Raw genomic sequence first — 21,312 nt, forward strand, 5'->3', positions numbered from 1 at the left:
AACTTTTACACAATTTACCCAAACTGTAAGACGGAAATCCTGGAAATAATTTCCGAGACAATCTGACGGTGCATAATTTTTTTCGGTTGAAATCTAAATCCAATAACTTGAATTCATTGCGTATTACGTTATAATCGAAATTCACATTATGAGCAACAAAAATGGTGTTTTGGGTTATATTGAGAATATCTTGTGCAACTTCTTCAAAAGTCGGCGCATTAGCCATCATGGCATTGTCAATACCGGTTAAAGTTGTTATATAAATAGGAATTTGGGTTTGCGGGTTTATCAAGGATGTAAACTCATCAATTATTTCATTTCCATCATATTTAAAGATAGAAATTTCAGTAATTCTATTGGACTGTCCAGTCGTTTCAACATCTATAATTGTATAGGTCATCTAATATGTTTTTCTAATGATTTAAGTTCGACACCTAAATTGTTAAACATGGTTATAATACTACTGATTTTTAACTCTTCTTGGTCGTATTCTTGTGTGTTAATACTGCATGTAAATTCCCATAGCTCCAACACTTCATCTATAGGTATTTCATAAGGTTTGTAGAGTGGATTATCTGAAACCAACAGTAAACCATTTGTTTCTTTAATGTTGTTAATAACGCGCTTGTAAACCATACCGTCGTTTAGCGTTAATAAAACATAGGTTCGGTTGCTTGAAATATCACGCCTATCTTCAACAAATTTACCAACCACATAAGAACCTTCTTTTAAAGGCAACATAGAATCGCCTTTAATAGGAAACGCACGGTGTTTTCCCGATGGTAAAAATGGCAATTTAATTTTCTGTAATTGCTCTATATATTCGGGGTCATCATAACCGGATAAATAACCAGCAGAAGCTTTAATGGGAACCACTTCAATTAAATTTTCATTGTCATCATCAACCGTTATGGGAAATAAAACACGGGTGTTTCCAATGTCAATAAAGGAGGTGTCTTTAGACTTGGTTAAATCGTTTTTTATCAGAATATCCACAGGAATTTTAAAGTAATTTGACAATTCAATAAGCATGTCAATAGAAGGCGTAGAGCGACCTTCTTCATACGAACTAATTCGAGAACGTGTAATTTTTAAGTCGTCCGCAAACACTTCTTGCGTTAACCCCTTGAGATGGCGAAGGTGCCGAATATTTTTAGTGATATTTTTCATAATGCTACAAATATAAGCAATAATTGCTTAATAATGTAGCTAACTTTGCGGTATGAGCAAACAAGTTTTACATCTGGATTTAGACACCTTTTTTGTGTCCTGTGAACGCCTGATTGATAGCCGATTACAAAAGCGACCATTGTTAGTTGGCGGAATTGGCGATAGAGGTGTGGTAGCAGCTTGTAGCTATGAAACCAGACGTTTTGGTGTGCATTCCGGTATGTCCATGAAAGTAGCTAGACGCTTATGTCCGGAAGCGGTTGTTATTAGAGGCGATTCATCTACCTACACCAAATATTCACACCTGGTGACTGAAATTATTAAAGAGCGCGTGCCTGTTTTTGAAAAAGCAAGTATTGATGAATTTTATGCCGATTTAAGCGGAATGGATAAATTTTTTGGGAGTTATAAATATGCTTCAGAATTGCGCCAGGAAATTATAAGAGAAACCGGATTGCCTATTTCGTTTGGGTTATCAGCCAATAAAATTGTGTCCAAAGTGGCTACAGGTGAAGCCAAACCGAATAATCAATTACGGATTGATATGGGTTTTGAAAAATCGTTTTTAGCACCATTATCTATTCGGAAAATTCCGTCTGTTGGTGAAAAAACCTATCAGATTTTACGGAATTTGGGAGTGGATAAAGTGCATGTGGTTCAGCAAATGCCTTTGGAAATGATGATAAGTGTTTTGGGTGCCAACGGTAAAACTATTTGGAAGCGTGCCAATGGTATTGATAATCCACCATTAATTCCGTTTCATGAGCGTAAATCTATTTCTACCGAGCGCACGTTTACCAAAGATACCATTGATGTGGTAAAATTACGAACCACTATTTTTGCCATGGCGGAAAATCTAGCGTTTCAGTTACGAAGAGCCGATAAGTTAACAGCTTGTATTGCTGTTAAAATCAGGTATTCCGATTTTAATACCTATACCAAACAAATTAAAATTCCCTACACCAGTGCAGACCATATTCTTGTGCCTGCGGTTTTGGAACTATTTGATAAACTGTACCAACGGCGTTTATTAATCCGTTTGGTAGGCGTTAAGTTCACCCATATTGTTACAGGAAACTATCAAATTAATTTGTTTGATGATACCGAAAACATGCTTAATTTATATAACGCTATGGATACCATTCGGAGTAAATATGGCGAATTAAGTATTCAGCGCGCCGCGTCCATGGGCGCAAAAACCATTGGACGTTTTAAAAACCCATTTAATGGCGAACCACCCGTAATTTTAGCACACCGTAAACACTAATGTATCTTAATTGTCACTCATATTATTCCTTGCGTTTTGGCACATTTTCAGAAGTTGATCTTTTGGAATTGGCTAAAGCAAATGGCGTGAAACATTTAGCGTTAACCGATATTAATAATACATCGGCTTGTTTAAATTTTATTCGAAAAGCGAAAGATTATAACATAAAACCCGCTGTAGGAATCGATTTTAGAAATGGCGCAAAACAACAATTTGTAGGAATTGCAAAAAACAATGACGGCTTTCAGGAACTGAATACTTTTTTATCGGAATACGCACATCAAAAAAAGCAGCTTCCAGACCTGTCTCCAAAATTTGAGAATGCGTTTGTAATTTACCCGTTGGAACAAGTTATGCAACTTGAGAAAACCAAATTTGAAAATTTTGAGTTTATAGGTATCACTATTAATGACCTTAAAAAGTTACCCTTTACAATTTATAAGGATTATGAAGATAAACTGGTTATTCAACAACAAGTGACTATTCGGAATAAAAAAGATTTTAATGCACACCGTTTGTTGCGCGCCATTGATAATAATACTTTGTTGAGTAAATTATCAAAAACAGAGGAATGTAGTGAGCATGATAAAATGTATCCCGAAGCGGATTTAGCAGAAATTTTTCAATTGTTTCCATTTATTTTAGAAAACACGAAGCAATTATTAAATGCGTGTTCTGTTGAATTTAATTTTGGAGCGGATAGAATTTCTCAAAATCAAAGTTTGTATTTAGAATCAGAAGAAGCCGATTTTAATTACTTAAAGAAACTCTGCGAGCAGAAAATTTACAGACGTTACCCATATCCTTCCGAAAAAGTACGAGAACGTTTAGAAACCGAACTCAAAACGATTAAGGAGATGAGTTTTGTATCCTATTTTCTTATCAATTATGATATTGTGAGCTATTCAAAAAGTCAAGGGTACATTCATGTAGGAAGGGGAAGTGGTGCCAATAGTATTGTAGCATACATTATAGGAATTACCGATGTAGATCCCATAGAATTGGATTTGTATTTTGAACGGTTTATTAATCCATTCCGAAAATCGCCACCTGATTTTGATATCGATTTCTCGTGGAAAGAACGCAATGATATTACCGAATATATTTTTAAACGTTTTAAAAATGTCGCGCTATTAGCTGTTTATAACACCTTTAAATTCCGAGCGGTTGTTCGAGAATTAGGAAAGGTTTTTGGCATGCCAAAAGAAGAAATAGATAAAATATGTACCGGTAGATATCAAAAACCAGAATTTGATGAAATGGGTGCTTTGGTCATTAAGTATGGCGAATTAATTCAGGGTTTTCCTAATTATGTTAGTGTACATTCCTGTGGGATTTTAATATTAGATAAACCTATTCATTATTATTCAGCAACCAATATGCCACCAAAAGGATTTCCTACTGTGCAATTTGATATGATTATTGCCGAAGATGCTGGGATTTTTAAATTCGATATTTTAGGACAACGTGGATTAGCAAAAATTAAAGACACGTTAGAAATTATTAAATATAACAGACCCGAAGCACCCGAAATTGATATCACAGATGTTGAAAAATTTAAAACAGATCCCAAAGTAAATGCGCTATTAAAAAACGGAAAAGCCACAGGTGCTTATTATGTAGAATCGCCAGCCATGAGAGGTTTAATGTGTAAACTCCAAACCCAAGATTATTTAGGATTGGTGGCAGCAAGCTCCATAATCAGACCTGGCGTTTCGGGTTCAGGGATGAAACAAGAATTTATTAAACGCCAAAGACATCCAGAACGTCGGAAAGAAGCCAATCCGATATTGTTAAAGATTATGCCAGAAACCTATGGCATTATGGTATATCAAGAAGATGTGCTAAAAGTGGCTAATCAATTTGCAGGCTTAACTTTAGGAGAAGCCGATGTGTTGCGGCGTGGTATGAGTGGTAAATTTAGGTCGAGAGCCGAATTTCAAGCGGTTGAAGATAAATTTATAGCCAATTGTAAAACTAAAGGCTATACAGATGCATTAACCCTGGAAGTTTGGGAGCAAATAAAAAGTTTTGCAGGCTATGCATTTGCAAAAGGACATTCGGCTTCTTATGCCGTGGAAAGTTATCAGAGTTTGTATTTAAAATGTTATTATCCGTTGGAATTTATGGTGGCTGTTTTAAATAATGGCGGCGGATTTTATAGCACTGAACATTATATTCATGAAACAAAAATGTGTCAGGGCATTATAAAAACACCCTGTATTAATAAAAGTGACCATCCCAATACAATAGAAGGAAACACGATTTATTTAGGCTTTGGTTATCTTAAAAATTTAGAAAGTTATACGGTAAAACGGATTTTAACCGAACGGCAGTTGTATGGTACATTCAAATCGTTGGATGATTTTATTGATCGCGTGGTGATTAGTATTGAACAATTAACCATTTTAATTAGAATTGGTGCGTTTAGTTTTACAGAAATCCCCAAATCCGAATTGCTTTGGAATGCTATTTTTAAGATAAATTCTAGTAAAGCAAAAACACCTCAAAAACAATTATTCAAACCAAACCATAAAGCCTTTACCTTGCCAACACTTAATTCCAGTTGGATAGAAGATGCTTATGACCAAATGGAATTATTGGGTTTCCCTTTGTGCAATTATTTTGATTTGATAAACGAACCCATTCGGGAACATATTAAAGCCAAAAACATGTTTCAATACCGAACTAAAAACGTGCTGTTATATGGTAAGTTGGTAAATACACGATTTCATAAAGGTGCTACAGGAAAACTCATGCGGTTTTGCACATTTGTAGATGATGAAGGGTGTTATTTTGATACCGTACACTTTCATGATACGGTAGAAAAATATCCCATTCATGGCATTGGAATATATGCGTGTTATGGGAAAATAACCGAAGAATTTGATTTTTGCAGTGTTGAAATTATTTGGACTCAAAAAATGGCATTAAAACCAGATCCACGGTTAAACTAATTGGCTCTGCCAAAGGGTATAATTCCCTGAAAGTTGGCCTTAACATTAAAAGCTCATTTCTTACCAATGCCTCGTGGATTTCCCTTCAGGTAGTTTACTGTGTTTAACTTTCATAAGAAATATCCATGATTTCAAAAACCCGATCCTCTTTGGCCAGTTTTAAAATAGCTTTTTCGCCTACCTTTTTATCCGTTAACAATCTCGCGATTGGTGAGATGAAGGAAATTTTACCTTTCGCAATATCGGCTTCATCCACACCAACTATTTGATATTTTTGAAACGTTTTGGCACTTCCAATTTTAAGGGTAATTAATGCGCCAAACCGAATTTCATCTTGCGGTTGTTTAGCTAAATCAACAATTTTTGCAGTGGTTATTCTATTTGTTAGTAATTGCAATTTGGCGTTTATATGGTTTATGGCAATACGTCTTTCTTTTTCGTTTGTAGTATTTAAGTGTTCTTTTTCATCCGCAAAGGCTTGTTTTTCCACCAATAATTCATCCATCCCATTTGGAGTCACGTAGTTTGTTACACCTTCAGGCAAATCTGCTCGTGGTGCTACAAAAGGTATGTCTTCTTGGTCATCTTCTTTTACAAATCCTCTACTCATAATTTATGTACGTTTTTGTTTTCCTAATTCAATAAGATAAAACTATTTTTTTAATTAGCCGAACCCTGCATTCAATGTTTTTTGGTGGCACAATAATTAGGTAATATTTTCCAAAAAAAAAAGGCTGTAAATAAAAATTCACAGCCTTTTTTTAATAATTAAGGAAAATTTAATAAACCATAACGCTAGACTCTTGATTTCCGCTTCTTCATTTTTTTATCTTCCATTTTCTTTAAAATCTTCTCTTGTTTCCTATCGTTTAATTCTGCTTTTGTAAGCTTCTTTCTTAATTTAGCCATGATATTGTTATTTTAATTTTAGGTAAAAAATAGAACATCGTTTTAACTCCATATTTATACGTTATTTTAATGCGAGCACAGGTATTCAGGATGTTTAAATTGAAAAATTTCTGTATTAAATAATGTAAAGGAGTTGTTCAGGCACACGCGCTATGCCTGACTAATTCAGGAAGATAATTTGGCGTTTTGGAGATAATTCAAAATAGAAATAACCACCAAAAAACCTGCTCACGAAATTTTCGTAAAAAGTAATTAGGCAGTTTGTTACAATTAGATTCATAATCTCTATTCTCACAGCAATTTATTTGCCATTAAAAGGTAAACATAGTCCTTATATTCCAATTAAACAAATTTAGAGCAGACAGTTGTTAACGCCGTTTACTATTGGCATTTTATAAACGTTTTTTCTTGTAATTTGCCCAATATGTTTCTTTTTAAAACTAGAAATTGGTACTTGGTGCCAAAAGCTATTTCCGTGAATTTTTAATGCTCATTTCCGTACTTAAAATTTTATCAACTGCTTGTCTATATTTTGCTGGATTTGAAGCTTTTTTTATAGCTTTATATACTTTTTGCGGATTGGAAGTCGATTGCGAAAAGAATTCCCAAAAACCGAGCATTTTCATTTTTATAGGTGTTGGTCCAGACAAGTATTCATCGTATTGCTGATAAATAGTATCATGAAATTTAGAAAATATTTCCCACCTATTTTCAGGATAGTCTGTGGTGTCATTTTTTATCATACTTGGTAAAAACGGATCGGCAATTAGGCCGCGCCCAATCATAAAATGATCAATACTCGGAAAGCGTTTTTTCATGACTTTAAAAGCAGAAACACTAGTAATATCACCATTGTAATACAATTTGTGCTTGGTGCTACTAATGCATTTTTCAAACGCATCTAAATCTACAGGGCCTTTATAAAGTTGCTTGCCAATTCTAGCATGTATGGCAATGTTCTTAAGCGGATACTTGTCTAAAATAGGAAAGGCATCTAAAATTTCTTCAGCATGTTCATAGCCCATACGCATTTTCATAGATACTAAAATATCCGTTTCATTATGCGCTCTGTGTAAAACTTCGTCAATTCGTGACGGGTTACAAATTAAACCTGAACCCATTCCAGACTTGGTAACCATGGGATAAGGACAACCTAAATTCCAGTTTAGCTCCTTGTAACCTAAACTTTGAACATATTTGATAACAAATAAAAATTCATCTGGATCATTGGTCATTACTTGCGGAATAACTTCTATAGTCGCATTGTTTTCTGGTAATAAATCATTTTGATAAGATTGCTTAATTTTCAGTTTGCCATTAAGCTTAATATAAGGCGCATAAAACGTATCAATACCACCAAAGTACTGATTGAAAGCATTGCGAAACCTGAAATCTGTAAAACCCTGCAAAGGTGATGAAAGAAGCGTATGAGCCATGATGTTATTTAGTTGTGCAAAGATAGGTTTTTTGCTTTATGGTTTGGATTTATAGATACAATATGATACCATTTTAAGCAACTTATTTTAAGGTACGCTATCTTTGCACGACGCCATCTCAAATCCTATTTATTACACCACCCTTTATGCAGCTAAATACAGCCTATCCTGCAACGACTTTGCTGGCTTGTTGTAAAGTGAGTCCGTAACCTTGATTGCGTTCATCAAAACTACTATCACGCTCATAAAGTTTAAACGGAATTCCACAAAGGATGCGAGCCACAGCAAGCGCTACACCACCAATGCCATCAGCAATAATAGCCGCGTGTGGATAATTTTTAGTATCGGTTTGAGGTGTATGACGCGCTGAAACCAAACCAGAACCCAAACACTTCAAACAGAAGTAGAGGTGACCTCTAGGACGAATTGGAGTTGTTTCTTTGCTAATTATTTTTTTACCACGTCCATGACATTCAGGGCAAAAGGTATCCTTAACGGAATTGATTTTGGAGTTAATCATTTTATTCAAGGCGCATTTTGGAATAAGCTAAATACTACTTGCTGTTTTCTGCTACTGGTGAAATCATAATATGTGCTCTATGCGTTCCTGGATTCATAATCCAAGGATGATTTTGAGCAATTGGAACTTCTGGTAAACCTGTAGATTCTGCTGTTGCGTATGGCATATAAACGACATAGCGAAGTTTCGCGTTTTCAACTTTACTTGTTTCAGGATCGTAATCCGTATCAGGACCATAGTAAATGTGCAAGGTTGATCCAATGGTCATTTTAAGTTTTCCCGATTTCACTTCTTCTTCACGAATATCAAATATTTCTTGATGGTTTTTTCCTTCCGCTTTCAAAGCGCGCCCTCTTGCCATGAATGGCTCAAGATCTTTATGATACGCTGCGGCACTGAATCCATTTTTATTCGGATGGTCAGCAAGAATAATAAATTCATTGTTACCTTCTCTTAAGGTCACAAATTCACCAGCCATATTGTATCCTATAATTTTAGCGCCAGATCGGCTTACTTCAGGAGCAGCCATTAATGCGGTTGCAATTAGTGCTTCGTCTGAATCAATTTTTTTTAGTTGTTTATTGACTTTATTTGTTACGCTATCTGTAGGCTTTTTAATTTCAGAAGATTCTTCAATTACCGGTTTCGTTTTGTCTGATGAGTTACAAGAAATTAGAATTCCTGCAAATAGTAATGTTGTAATAATACGTTTCATATTATATTGGTTTTTTCGTGTTGACTTAATGAATCTATACAATCAGACTTAAATAGTAAATTGCATCTTCATGATAAAGGCAAGATACTAAATCTTTAATTTCTTTGCGTGGACTATCTCTATTTAACGTTCATGCATTTTTATTTGCTTTGATCAATTAACGATGTTGTAATGCGTATTTTTGCAAATTGTATTACCTAATAGAAAACATGCGACATTTAAAAAAAACATCAGATAAAAAGGATAACTCACAGCCGAGAGTCACCATGAAACAGGCTTTTAAAACCATAATTTGGCCAAGACGAAATTTGGTTTTTATTGGTCTCCTTTTGATTGTAATCAGAAGTTTATCGGGTTTGGTTCTACCATGGCAAAGTAAAGTTTTACTAGATGAGGTGGTTCCAAATAAAGATACGTCGCAATTATACACCTTAATCGCCATTGTAATTGGTGCTATAACCATACAAGCCGTAACGTCCTTTTTATTAACTAGAATATTAAGCGTTCAAGCGCAATATTTAATTAGCGAATTACGATCAAAAGTTCAGAAAAAGGTGCTTTCGCTGCCTATTAGTTTTTTTGATAATACCAAATCTGGTGCTTTAGTGTCCAGAATTATGAGCGATGTGGAAGGTGTCAGAAATTTAATTGGAACCGGTTTGGTGCAATTAGTTGGTGGTTCATTTACAGCTGTTGTATCCTTAATAATTTTAATAAAACTGAACGCTTGGATGACCTTGTTCGTGTTTGTGCCATTATCCATATTTGGTTATATCGCCTTGCGTGCCTTCAAATTTATTCGTCCAATTTTTAGAGCCCGTGGTAAAATTAATGCCGAAGTTACAGGCAGATTAACAGAAACTCTGGCTGGCGTTCGTGTGATAAAAGCGTTTAATGCTGAAGAACAAGAAAACACGGTTTTTGAAAAAGGGGTTGATAAATTATATCAAAACGTCAAAAAGAGTTTAACAGCAACCGCTTTAATGACGAGTTCTTCCACGTTTTTAATTGGTGTGGCAACTACTGGAATAATGGGAATGGGTGGTTATTATATGATGATAGGTGAAATGACCACAGGTGATTTTTTATTCTTCACATTAATCCTTGGTTTCATGATTGCTCCAATTGTACAAATGAGTAATATAGGAAGTCAATTAACGGAAGCCCTTGCTGGATTAGATAGAACGGAAGAGCTTATGAATATGACGGCTGAAGGGGATAACAAAGCTAGACATATTGAATTGAATACCATAAAAGGAGCTATTGAATTTGATGACGTATCTTTTTCATATGAAGAAGGCAAAAACGTATTACACAACATCAGCTTTAAAGCGCCTGCTGGTTCTGTAACGGCTTTGGTTGGAAGTTCTGGTTCTGGAAAATCCACTATTGCGGGACTTTCAGCAACGTTTTTAACACCAAAATCAGGTAAAGTGACCATTGATAATCACGATTTATCACAGGTTAAATTAAGTAGTTTCCGGAAGTATTTAGGTGTCGTGCTGCAAGACGAATTTTTATTTGAAGGTAGCATTCGTGAGAACATCATGTTTCCAAGACCAAATGCCACTGAAGCCGATGTACAAAATGCGGTAAAAGCCGCTTATGTCAATGAATTTACGGATCGTTTTGATGACGGTTTAGAAACCTTAATAGGCGAGAGAGGTGTGAAATTATCTGGTGGTCAACGACAACGTTTAGCTATTGCTCGTGCTATTTTAGCAAACCCAAACATTATTATTTTAGATGAAGCGACGTCTAGTTTAGATACCGAAAGTGAAGCGCTAATTCAGAAAAGTTTAAATGAATTAGTTAAAAACAGAACCACTATTGTTATTGCTCACCGATTAAGTACCATTAGAAAAGCAGACCAAATTTTAGTCATAGAAGCTGGCCATATAGTGGAACGTGGTACACATGACCAATTGATAGCTAAAGAGGGTAGATATTATGAATTATACACCTATCAGGCTAAAATTTAACAGGTTGAAAAGAATAGAAACCGAAATATATTCTGAATTTAGAAAACAATTCCATTTCACACAATCTATGTATAGAACGCTATCTTTGCATCATGCCATCTAAAATCCTATTTATTACGCCACCCTTTACGCAGTTAAATACAGCCTATCCTGCAACGGCTTATTTAAAAGGGTTTTTAGAAGAACAACAAATATCTGTTGCACATTGCGATTTGAGTATCGAGCTGTTTACCGCCATTTTTACGAGCGAATTCCTACAGCTTATGTTTCAGGAAGCCGCAGACATGGAAAACGATCAATATCCGGAAATGAACAGGATGAAACACCGCTACATTTCAAGAGTCGATGCTGTTCTCGCATTTCTGCAGAAACAAGATATTAAAACGGCCCATAAAATTTTGGAACCACATTTTTTACCTTTGGGACATAGGCTCTCCAGAGTGAATACAGAAATTATATGGGAAGTTGGAGACGTAGGTATTATAGACAAAGCCAAGCATTTTGGAACCCTTTTTATTGAAGAAATAGGCGATTTTATACAAGCCAACGTGGACGAGTTTTTCGCGTTTACTAAATATGCGGAACACATTGGAACATCTGCGAGTAGTTTTGATCAATTGGATGAGTTTTTAAGTTACCAACCAACAATTATTGAAGAGAAAATGTTGGATATTTTAGTCGAACAAATTGAAACCGAAACACCCAATTTAGTTTGTTTTACCATTCCATTTCCAGGGAATTTATTTGCTGCTTTGCGTTGTGCACAATTTATAAAACAGCTTTTTCCAGATATTCATGTGGCTTTTGGTGGTGGCTATTGCAATACCGAATTACGATCGCTTACAGATCCACGGATTTTTGAATTTGTGGACTTTATATCATTGGATGATGGCGAAGGTCCTTTACTTAAAATGGTTAATTATCTGGAAGGTCATATTTCTATAGATGATTTAGAACGCACATTTGTTTTAGAACAGGAGGCCGTTAGCTATAAAAATAAAGTTCCAAACACTATTTATCATCATAGAAATCTACCGGCACCAGATTATTCCGGATTACCTTTTGATAAGTATGTGTCTTTTTTAGATGTTGTAAATCCTATGCATAGAATGTGGACGGATGCAAGATGGAATAAATTAACCATTTCTCATGGTTGTTACTGGAAGCAATGCACGTTTTGCGATGTGAGCTTGGATTATATTGGAAACTATCAAAACACAACAGCTGAAGATTTAGTTGATAAAATTGAAAAAATAATAAAAGACACCGGTATAACCGGTTTCCATTTTGTTGATGAAGCGGCGCCGCCTAAAATGCTCCGTGCGTTATCTAATACCTTACTAGAAAGAGGTGTAAATATTACGTGGTGGACAAATATTAGGTTCGAAAAAACCTTCAATTTTGAATTGTGTCAGCTCATGGCAAAATCGGGTTGTATTGCGGTAACTGGCGGACTGGAAGTGGCTTCAGATAGATTATTGTCCAAAATGAAAAAAGGTGTGGATATTGCCCAAGTTACACGCGTAACTCATAATTTTTCTCAAAACAATATCATGGTCCATGCCTATTTAATGTATGGATTTCCAACTCAAACGGAGCAAGAAACCATCGATTCTTTAGAAGTGGTAAAACAGCTATTTGAACGCAACTGTATTCAGTCTGCATATTGGCATCAATTTACAACCACTATTCACAGTCCCATTGGTCAGAATCCAGAAGCGTTTGGAATAGAAATAACAGGACCTGTTTTTGAAGGATTTGCTAAAAATGATTTATACCACCAAGATCCGAAAGGTGCTAATCATCCTATATACACCAAAGGGTTAAACTTGGCGCTACATAATTATTTAAATAAGGCAGGTTTTGAAAAGAGTATGTCAAGTTGGTTTGATTTTCCGGTTCCTAACACCACACATCCAAAAGATTTGATTGCGAGTTTCTTGGATTAACAGGCGGTAATGATCAACCAGGATTTGAATATGGTTGTTGTGCTATTCATGCATTTAACTTATTCGCTTTTCTTGCACTTTATGATTTTTACAATTCTATTAATTACAATTTGCGATAAATTCCAATTGTATCCATCAAAATTGGTCGTGTTCATAAATTGCACAACAACCGTATCTATCTCATTATGGTATTCCGCAAGACATTGATAGCCTGGAAGTAAACCGCCATGTTCGTAGACGTAAGAATAAATTTCCTGTTCACCTTCATTAAATACAGTGCCATCATTCAGGGCGCGTAAAAATATGCCAACATCCTGTGCTGTAGCAATCATTAAACCAGAATAATCCGTTTTTATGTCATTTTCTATTCCCACATAATACCCGCTCATAACATCGTCTATATTTACATCGTGTAGGGAGCCGAAGGTATTGTTGAGGTTGAGCGGAATTAATATTTCTTCTTTAATATATTGTTGATGGCTATAACCCACAACTTTATCTATTAGATCGGAGATTAGCATATAATTAGTGTTGGAATATTCATACCCTTTATCTGGTTTAAAACTAGCTGGTAAATCAAGCGCATATTCCAACTTTTCTTGCCTAGTTTCTGGTGGATTAACCCAATAATTTGGATAATTGGTAAAATTTGGAATGCCACTTCGATGTTGCAACATCATTCGCAACGTAATTTCATTGGCATTTTCAATTCTTCCAATGAGTTCTGGAAAGTAGTCCGCTAAAGTTTTATCCAAGGACAAACGCTTTGCTTTTATTAATTTGGTTGCAGCTACGGCAACATATAATTTGGTAATGCTACCAATTTTGAACAAAGCATCTGGTTTGGCCGGAATTTTATTTTCTCGGTCGTGCCAACCAGCAGTATAAAATTTAGGAGGTTTGCCTGCTTCGTCTACATAAACAATCATGCCATCAACGCCATGGGTAATAGCTTCTTCTACTTGTTCCTGAACCGTATCAGGCAGTGGTAATATCCATGCCTTGACCAAAATCCAAGGTACGAACCATAGGGAACTTATACTTGCAATAATAAAAAGTATTCTAAATGTGCGTTTTAGTTGTTTCTTCTTCATAATATTATTTCCTTTTAACACCAAAATTTCGTTGTTTTACAAGTGTGCTTCCTAGACACGGATTTCCAAACTACTGAAAGGTGTCTGTTATATAAGAGGTATTTTGGTTAATAGTATCACTTACTTTCCACAGAATGGTGTTTTGAGAATTCCCTAGAAAGCTTAATAGAAATAGAGAAATGATTAAAGAACTTCTTTTCATTTGTACAAAAGATTGTTAATGGATTATTTGATTTAAAAAATCGCCAAGATGAACTTGGTTACGCTTTATCATTTCGGATTTGGCTATTTCAAAATCTACCGCTTGCCTGTTTTGTGAGAGTTTAAATTTACCTTCCCAATGGGTAATTGTAATTTTAAAACCTGATACATAGGGAAGATATGTGTCCATATCTGGATCATCCTTATCTAATGTATAGTTGTGATGCGGTTGCTCTAAAAACTCTGTCATAGCAACCATAGTTTGCTTAATGCTTTCTGGGTCTTCAATTTCTGAAACGACGCCTTCAACGTGCACTTTTACATAATTCCAAGTTGGTAAATGTTTGGTTGTATAAATACTTGGTGAAATATAACATTGTGGTCCCGAAAAGATAACAGTTACCTTATTCTGGTTTTTCAGTAACGCGGCATGTGGATTATGTGCATCCAGATGACCAATTAATTCGTTGTTTTTATAAATTAATGGAATATGGGTTATTAACGGTTCGTTGTTTGAAACTGAAATAACAGTTGCCAACGGATAAGCACGTATCACATGAATTAAATGCTTTTTATTACTATCTTGATGTTGTTTTGGTGGATAACTCAAAATTTTGGGTTTGCTTTTACGGATTTATTTAAGTGACTAATTAATTGCAGTTGAAATTTACAATATTTATCTTTAACCTATGCCAGAAAAAGCACCCTCAATATCCATTAAAAATTGGTCGCAGGACGATCAGCCTCGCGAAAAACTGCGCGACAAAGGTAAAGCTGCTTTAAGTGATGCCGAATTGGTTGCCATTATTATAGGTTCTGGAAATCGGGATGAAAGCGCTTTGGATTTATGCAAGCGTATTTTAGCAAGTGTGGATAATAATTTAAATCAGTTGGGTAAGTTAAGTATTAAACAACTTATGGATTTCAAAGGTATTGGTGAAGCAAAAGCCATATCTATTGCAGCTGCCATGGAGTTGGGTAGAAGACGTAGAGGTGAAGAAGCTCTGGAACGTAAAAAAATTACATCCAGTGTGTCCGTTTTTGAACTCATGCAACCTATTATAGGCGAATTACCACATGAGGAATTCTGGATTATTTATTTAAATAATGCCAACAAGGTCATTCAAAAACAACAATTGAGTAAAGGTGGAATTACAGGAACTTTGGTTGATGTACGATTGGTACTTAAAAATGCATTAGAGTTTGGAGCGGTAGGAATAATACTAGCACACAACCATCCGTCGGGAACCTTAAAACCTAGCGAAGCCGATAAGCAAATTACACAAAAATTAAAAAAAGCAGGCGAAAGTTTAGATATTAAAGTATTGGATCATCTTATAGTAACAGAAAAGGCCTATTTTAGCTTTGCAGATGATAACTTACTGTAATGATTCTCATATACACGCCCAACATAACACCACGAATTAAGTATGCATTTAAGCATATTTTTACCCGTATCTTAAAGGTTCCAGTTTCATTTACAAGCACTGTAGAAGCGTTTATTTCGCATAATTCCATTAAAATTTCTTACGCCAAACAACCATTAGGGAACGAGTTATTTATAAAAAGTAATGAACTTCTTTTTGAACAAGGCTTATCAGATGTTGAAGTGCAAGTACATGATTGGGAGGAAACCAAATGTTTTTTTACAACCAACGATAAGAGCTGTATACCTTTTGATATGTTTGCGGCTACGTTTTATTTATTAAGTCGCTATGAAGAGTATTTACCACATGTAAAAGATGAATATGGTCGTTTTACGGCTGAAGAAAGTTTAGCCTTTAAATATGGATTTCTCCATCAGCCAGTAGTGGATATTTGGGCCTATAAATTCAAACAAATATTAGAGAATCAATACCCGGATTTTGTGTTTCCAAATAAAACCTATGCTGTAAAGCCAATTATTGATGTGCCTTCAGCCTTCAGTTTTAAAGCGAAAGGTTTAATGCGCACAATTGGTGGCACGCTTAAGGATTTATTAAGCTTTAAATTTCACAGATTATATATGCGTTTTATGGTGTTATTAGGATTTAAACACGATCCAGATGATACGTTTAAATATATTATAAATCGGCAAAAACAGCGTAAAAATAAATTTTTGTTTTTCTTTTTAATAGGTGATTATTCCACATATGATAAAGGGGTAAATGCACAAAAGAAAGAATTTATATCCCTAATAAAACAAGTGGCAGACTATTGCCAAGTGGGACTTAAAGCATCATTTTTTGCTTTGGATAATATGGCTATTCTGAAGAAGGAAAAGCTCCGGATGGAATCTATTTTAAACACGTCATTATTAGCATCTAGACAATCTTTCTCTAAATTAAATTTGCCTATTTCCTATAGGAATTTGGTGGAATTAGAAATTTTGGAAGATTATACCATGGGTTATGTTAATTACAGCGGTTTCCGAGCAGGAACCTGTACGCCATTTTTCTTTTATGATTTGGATTTTGAAATTCAAACGCCGCTAAAGATAACGGCATACCACGTTATGGATTATACGCTTTTAAAGCATAATTCGTTACTGGATAAAAAGGAATCTCTGTTGCGTGTAATTAACCAAGTGAAGCAAGTAAATGGTGAGTTTGTATCTGTTTTTCATAACTATACGTTTAGTGATTTAGAACGCTGGAGGGGCTTTAAAGAATTGTTTAATATGATATTAGATTCAGCAAATGAAGATTAACGGCATTACAGATATTTTTTTCGATTTAGATCATACACTTTGGGATTTTGATAAAAATTCAGCTTTAGCATTTCAGAAAATTTTCAACACTCATAACATAGATGTTGATATTCATGATTTTCTAAAAGTTTACGAGCCCATAAATTTAAGCTATTGGAAATTGTATAGAGAGGATCAGATTGATAAAGAATCATTGCGATATAGACGTTTAAAAGAAAGTTTTGATGCTATAAACGCCATAATTCATGACGATATTATTAATCAATTGGCTATAGATTATATTGTTAGTTTACCAACCTTTAATCATTTGTTTGATGGTACTTTTGATTTGTTAAATTATTTACAACCGCATTATAAAATGCATATAATTACCAATGGTTTCCAGGAGGCACAAGATAAAAAGATGGAACAATCCAAAATATCAAAATACTTTAAAACCGTTACCAATTCTGAACTAGCAGGCGTTAAAAAACCCAATCCTATAATTTTTGATTATGCCATTAATAAAGCCGAAGCCGATAAATCCAAGAGCTTAATGATTGGTGATAATTTGGAAGCTGATGTTTTAGGAGCGTTAAATTTTGGTATGGATGCTATTTGTTTTAACTATCATGGCCTGAAAATTGATAGTAGTATAAAACAAGTTACAAATTTGATGGATTTAAAAGCCTTTTTGTAATTTTAATGTATCTTTAATCTTTACTTTAAAAAAAATCATGATAAAAAAAATCACGCTTATATTCGTTTTATTTATAACCGTTCAATCTAGTTTTTCACAAAGTGATTTGGATCAATATAAATATGTAATTGTACCAACCACTTATGAATTTTGTACAGAACGCGACCAATATCAATTAAATTCATTGACCAAATTTTTATTTGAAAAGCAAGGGTTCGTTGCATTGATGAGTGATGAGCCTTGGCCACAAGATTTAATAAATAATGGCTGTTTGGCCTTATGGGCAGATGTGTTAAATGAATCTGGCATTTTTGAAACCAAGTTTAGATTAGAATTGAAAAACTGTCAAAAACAAGTTGTTTTCACATCTGAAGTTGGGCAATCGCGAGAAAAAAAATATAAAGTGGCTTATAACTTATCATTAAGACAAGCATTTGAGTCCTTTAATACAATTGATTATCGTTATAATCCTGAAATGCCAACTGAAGTCAGTACAACTACGAAACCCATTAAACCAACTACTATTACACCTCCAGTTGCCTTAATTGATCCTGCTATTTCTGAATCTAAAGAAGCTGATGAAAATCAAGCTTTAACGGCAAGAAAAAAAGATGGTATTAATTATGAGTTACTGAATGACAAAGGGGAAGTGGTTTACACTTTAATCTTTTCTGGTAAAGAAGCCTTTTATATGGTGGAAGGAATACAGGCTACCGTTTATAAAATAAATGATGTCTGGGTTATTGCTCAAACCACTGCCGACGGGTCATTACAAGTTGAAACATTAAACGTTACTTTTTAATAACCATATTTTTCCTTCCAGCGTTGTTTTAAAAACTCCCGTTGTGCGTTTTCACGTGCATTATTTCCGGGCTCATAAAACCTAGTGTTACTAATTTCATTTGGCAGAAATTCCTGTTTGGCAAAATTATTTTCATAGTTATGAGCATATTGGTAATTCTCGCCATAACCAATTTCTTTCATGAGTTTGGTTGGTGCGTTTCTAATAGACAAGGGCACGCTTAAATCGCCAGTATCTCGCACCGCTTGTTGTGCTTTGCTAATGGCCAAATAGGCTGCATTACTTTTAGGTGAACAGGCTAAATATGTTACACATTGACTTAATAAAATTCGGGATTCGGGATTTCCAATAGTGGAAACCGCCTGAAACGTATTATTGGCAATTACTAAAGCCGTTGGGTTTGCGTTTCCTATATCTTCACTCGATAAAATAAGTAGACGCCTGGCTATAAATTTCACATCTTCTCCACCTTCAATCATTCGCGCTAAATAATACACAGCGGCATTGGGATCGCTGCCGCGAATAGATTTTATTAGTGCTGAAATGATATCATAATGTTGCTCACCTGTTTTATCATATCTAGCTGTATTATTTTGAATGCGTTGTGTAACCAATGCATTAGTAATCATAATATCTCCTGTGTCGTGCGAATTGACAATTAATTCAAAAATATTCAACAGTTTTCGAGCATCACCTCCCGAAATACGCATTAAAGCTTCCGTTTCTTTTAACGTAATATTTTTTTGAGATAAGTAGGTGTCTTTTTCTATTGCACGTTTTAAAAGGGCTTCTAAATCCGTTTTATTAAAGGCATTTAAAATATATACTTGACAGCGTGATAATAATGCCGGAATAACCTCAAAACTCGGGTTTTCTGTTGTGGCTCCAATTAATGTTACCCAACCTTTTTCCACCGCTTGTAACAAGGAGTCTTGTTGCGATTTACTAAACCTATGAATCTCATCAATAAATAAAATGGGATTTTTGGTAGTAAATAAACCACCCGACTGTTTTGCCTTATCTATAACCTCACGAATATCCTTAACGCCTGAATTTATAGCACTCAACGTATAAAATGGTCTGTTGGATTCTGTGGCAATAATATTTGCTAAAGTGGTTTTACCAATTCCAGGTGGACCCCAAAGTATAAGTGATGGGATTAAGCCTTGCTTTATTTGATTGGTTAACGTACCATTAGGACCTATTAAATGTGCTTGACTAATATAGTCGTCAAGCGTTTTAGGTCTTAAACGTTCTGCTAAAGGTTCATTCATGGCGTAAATTTAATTATAATTATAGGTTCTATTAGAATGGTTTTGTACATTTTGATTAACAATTTATAATTAGTTGTCAATCTTACAGACTGACAATTTAACAGAACCTCATTAATGGTTAGTTTTTTGTTAGGATTTATATATGAAAAGTCAAGAAGAATTTAAATTTTCTAATCAGGTTATTTTAGTGCCAGTAGCATTTGTTTTGCTCATTTGGCTTGTATTCTGGTTTGAAATTCGTTTTGGGTTCGACTTTACAAATTATGGCATATTTCCGCAGAAGTTATTTGGGCTTCGTGGTGTTGTTTTTAGTGCCTTTATTCATTCAGGCATCACGCATTTATATCACAATACCATCCCGTTATTTGTGCTAACCGCTGCCTTGTTTTATTTCTACAGGGAGATGGCTTGGAAAATCCTTATTTTAGGAATTTTACTTTCGGGTTTGTTAACGTGGAGTATTGGCAGGCCAGCCTATCATATTGGTGCCAGTGGCCTTATTTATGTATTAGTTAGTTTTTTATTCTTTAAAGGTATTATAGCCAAGCATTTTAGGTTAATTGCTTTATCCTTATTAGTCATCTTCTTATATGGAAGTATGATTTGGTATGTACTACCTATTAAAGATGGCGTATCCTGGGAAGGTCATTTATCCGGATTGATTGTAGGATTGGTTTTTGCTTTTATCTTTAAGAAACACCTTCCAATACCTAATAAATACTATTGGGAACAACCGAGTTATATAGAAGAAGACGATCCGTTTCTAAAACACTTTGATGAACATGGTAACTTTATTGAAAGCTTACCAGAAATCGAAGACATTAAAACAGACGTGGAGGAGGAGAACCAACCCATTTCTATTAACTATATTTTTAAAAAGTCTGACGATTCATCAAACTAAGCGTTGTCTTACTACTTCATAAAGAATAGCACCACAAGCAACAGAAACATTTAAGGACTCTATAGAGCCGAGCAATGGAAGTTTGGCTTTGCTATCGGCAAGTTTTAAAACCGATGGGTTTATACCTCGACCTTCAGAACCCATTATGATTGCGCACGGAACTGTAAAGTCAATATCATATATGGTATTATTTGTTTTCTCGGTAGCCGCAATAACAGCAATGCCAGAAGCCTGTAAATGAAACATGGCATCTTTAATATGATCCACACGGCAGATGGGCATTTTAAAAACGGCGCCAGCACTTGTTTTTATGGTATCGCCATTTATGGGTGCGCTCCCTTTTTTTTGGATAATAATACCGTTAACACCTGTACATTCTGCCGTACGGATTATAGCTCCAAAATTCCGAACATCACTTAATTGATCTAGTAGCAAAAACAAAGGTGTTTTTCCAGATTCAATAACGTCTAATACTAAATTTTCAATATCATGATATTCTATTGGCGATATTTGTGCTACGGCACCTTGGTGGTTTTTGGATGTTAATCTATTCAGCTTTTCAATAGGAACATAGGATACATTAATGCCTTCCTTTCGAATAAGCGATTCTAAATCGTGGGCAAGATTGCCTTGCAAGCCTTTTTGCATGAATATTTTTTCAATAGTCTTACCGGCTTGAATTGCTTCTATAACTGAATGTAAGCCAAAAATTAGTGTTTCTTGTTCCATAAAACAAAGGTATAAAAAAACCGCTTCTAAAAAGAAGC

General features: G+C 34.9%; 19 protein-coding genes. 9 read left to right on the forward strand and 10 right to left on the reverse strand.

Going from position 1 to position 21,312, the window contains the following annotated elements; translation table 11 throughout:
* A partial coding sequence (locus ACN0QX_RS12145) for a PolC-type DNA polymerase III (protein WP_417197297.1) occupies window positions 1–400 on the reverse strand: 400 nt, incomplete at its 3' end.
* The gene (locus tag ACN0QX_RS12150; RefSeq protein WP_417197299.1) at window positions 397–1,170 is read right to left on the reverse strand and encodes an XRE family transcriptional regulator; all 774 of its coding nucleotides are present in this window, start codon (window positions 1,168–1,170) and stop codon (window positions 397–399) included. The genes ACN0QX_RS12150 and ACN0QX_RS12145, both read right to left, overlap by 4 nt.
* 52 nt (window positions 1,171–1,222) lie before the next feature.
* Here ACN0QX_RS12150 and dinB point away from each other — a divergent pair, with 52 nt between their 5' ends.
* Window positions 1,223–2,437: a DNA polymerase IV gene (gene dinB / locus ACN0QX_RS12155; protein WP_417197301.1), complete on the forward strand. Its 1,215-nt coding sequence runs from the start codon at window positions 1,223–1,225 to the stop codon at window positions 2,435–2,437.
* A complete protein-coding gene (locus ACN0QX_RS12160) occupies window positions 2,437–5,394 on the forward strand; it encodes a DNA polymerase III subunit alpha (RefSeq protein WP_417197303.1) in 2,958 nt (985 codons plus the stop codon). The genes dinB and ACN0QX_RS12160 overlap by 1 nt, the downstream gene beginning before the upstream one ends.
* A gap of 103 nt (window positions 5,395–5,497) precedes the next feature.
* Here ACN0QX_RS12160 and ACN0QX_RS12165 read toward each other — a convergent pair whose 3' ends face one another.
* The 4 genes from ACN0QX_RS12165 to ACN0QX_RS12180 all read right to left on the reverse strand — a co-directional run bounded on the left by ACN0QX_RS12165 (window position 5,498) and on the right by ACN0QX_RS12180 (window position 8,974).
* On the reverse strand, window positions 5,498–6,004 hold the full coding sequence (locus ACN0QX_RS12165) for a GreA/GreB family elongation factor (protein ID WP_417197305.1): 507 nt from the start codon (window positions 6,002–6,004) through the stop codon (window positions 5,498–5,500).
* Window positions 6,005–6,770: 766 nt separating this feature from the next.
* Window positions 6,771–7,739 carry a tRNA dihydrouridine synthase gene (locus tag ACN0QX_RS12170; protein WP_417197307.1) on the reverse strand — a complete coding sequence of 323 codons (969 nt, stop codon included), beginning with the start codon at window positions 7,737–7,739 and terminating at the stop codon, window positions 6,771–6,773.
* A gap of 163 nt (window positions 7,740–7,902) precedes the next feature.
* On the reverse strand, window positions 7,903–8,259 hold the full coding sequence (locus ACN0QX_RS12175; protein ID WP_417197309.1) for a hypothetical protein: 357 nt from the start codon (window positions 8,257–8,259) through the stop codon (window positions 7,903–7,905).
* Window positions 8,260–8,293: 34 nt separating this feature from the next.
* Complete coding sequence (locus ACN0QX_RS12180) at window positions 8,294–8,974, reverse strand: hypothetical protein (RefSeq protein ID WP_417197311.1); 681 nt, start codon at window positions 8,972–8,974, stop codon at window positions 8,294–8,296.
* 209 nt (window positions 8,975–9,183) lie between these two features.
* Between ACN0QX_RS12180 and ACN0QX_RS12185 the strand changes: the two genes are divergently transcribed.
* Together ACN0QX_RS12185 and ACN0QX_RS12190 are read left to right on the forward strand one after the other, a co-directional pair.
* Entirely contained in the window at window positions 9,184–10,956 is a 1,773-nt protein-coding gene (locus ACN0QX_RS12185) for an ABC transporter ATP-binding protein (RefSeq protein ID WP_417197313.1), read from the forward strand.
* 92 nt (window positions 10,957–11,048) lie between these two features.
* Window positions 11,049–12,905, forward strand: coding sequence for a B12-binding domain-containing radical SAM protein (locus tag ACN0QX_RS12190; protein ID WP_417197315.1), 1,857 nt, complete (start codon window positions 11,049–11,051; stop codon window positions 12,903–12,905).
* Window positions 12,906–12,964: 59 nt separating this feature from the next.
* On the opposite strand, the gene ACN0QX_RS12195 is transcribed toward ACN0QX_RS12190, so the two are convergent.
* Together ACN0QX_RS12195 and ACN0QX_RS12200 are read right to left on the reverse strand one after the other, a co-directional pair.
* The gene (locus ACN0QX_RS12195; protein WP_417197317.1) at window positions 12,965–13,999 is read right to left on the reverse strand and encodes a serine hydrolase domain-containing protein; all 1,035 of its coding nucleotides are present in this window, start codon (window positions 13,997–13,999) and stop codon (window positions 12,965–12,967) included.
* A 217-nt stretch (window positions 14,000–14,216) separates the two neighbouring features.
* Complete coding sequence (locus tag ACN0QX_RS12200; protein WP_417197319.1) at window positions 14,217–14,810, reverse strand: FMN-binding negative transcriptional regulator; 594 nt, start codon at window positions 14,808–14,810, stop codon at window positions 14,217–14,219.
* A 79-nt stretch (window positions 14,811–14,889) separates the two neighbouring features.
* Between ACN0QX_RS12200 and radC the strand changes: the two genes are divergently transcribed.
* The 4 genes from radC to ACN0QX_RS12220 are packed head-to-tail and all read left to right on the forward strand — an operon-like array spanning window position 14,890 to window position 18,370.
* On the forward strand, window positions 14,890–15,588 hold the full coding sequence (gene radC / locus ACN0QX_RS12205) for a RadC family protein (protein WP_248398000.1): 699 nt from the start codon (window positions 14,890–14,892) through the stop codon (window positions 15,586–15,588).
* Entirely contained in the window at window positions 15,588–16,889 is a 1,302-nt protein-coding gene (locus ACN0QX_RS12210; protein ID WP_417197321.1) for a polysaccharide deacetylase family protein, read from the forward strand. The genes radC and ACN0QX_RS12210 overlap by 1 nt, the downstream gene beginning before the upstream one ends.
* Entirely contained in the window at window positions 16,879–17,568 is a 690-nt protein-coding gene (locus tag ACN0QX_RS12215) for a YjjG family noncanonical pyrimidine nucleotidase (protein WP_376862062.1), read from the forward strand. Before ACN0QX_RS12210 ends, ACN0QX_RS12215 begins: the two co-directional genes overlap by 11 nt.
* A 37-nt stretch (window positions 17,569–17,605) precedes the next feature.
* Window positions 17,606–18,370, forward strand: coding sequence for a hypothetical protein (locus ACN0QX_RS12220; protein ID WP_417197323.1), 765 nt, complete (start codon window positions 17,606–17,608; stop codon window positions 18,368–18,370).
* Here ACN0QX_RS12220 and ACN0QX_RS12225 read toward each other — a convergent pair.
* The gene (locus ACN0QX_RS12225) at window positions 18,367–19,644 is read right to left on the reverse strand and encodes a replication-associated recombination protein A (protein ID WP_417197325.1); all 1,278 of its coding nucleotides are present in this window, start codon (window positions 19,642–19,644) and stop codon (window positions 18,367–18,369) included. The genes ACN0QX_RS12220 and ACN0QX_RS12225 overlap by 4 nt on opposite strands.
* Window positions 19,645–19,786: 142 nt before the next feature.
* Between ACN0QX_RS12225 and ACN0QX_RS12230 the strand changes: the two genes are divergently transcribed.
* Window positions 19,787–20,545 (forward strand): rhomboid family intramembrane serine protease, encoded by a 759-nt coding sequence (locus ACN0QX_RS12230; RefSeq protein WP_417197327.1) that lies wholly within the window; start codon window positions 19,787–19,789, stop codon window positions 20,543–20,545.
* Here ACN0QX_RS12230 and rlmB read toward each other — a convergent pair.
* Window positions 20,537–21,274, reverse strand: a complete 738-nt coding sequence (gene rlmB / locus ACN0QX_RS12235) for a 23S rRNA (guanosine(2251)-2'-O)-methyltransferase RlmB (protein ID WP_417197328.1) — start codon at window positions 21,272–21,274, stop codon at window positions 20,537–20,539. The two genes, ACN0QX_RS12230 and rlmB, sit on opposite strands and share 9 nt — an antisense overlap.
* Window positions 21,275–21,312: the final 38 nt, after the last annotated feature.

It is taken from the genome of Bizionia sp. (assembly GCF_048259285.1).
Taxonomy (GTDB): Bacteria; Bacteroidota; Bacteroidia; order Flavobacteriales; family Flavobacteriaceae; genus Algorimicrobium; species Algorimicrobium hallyeonense.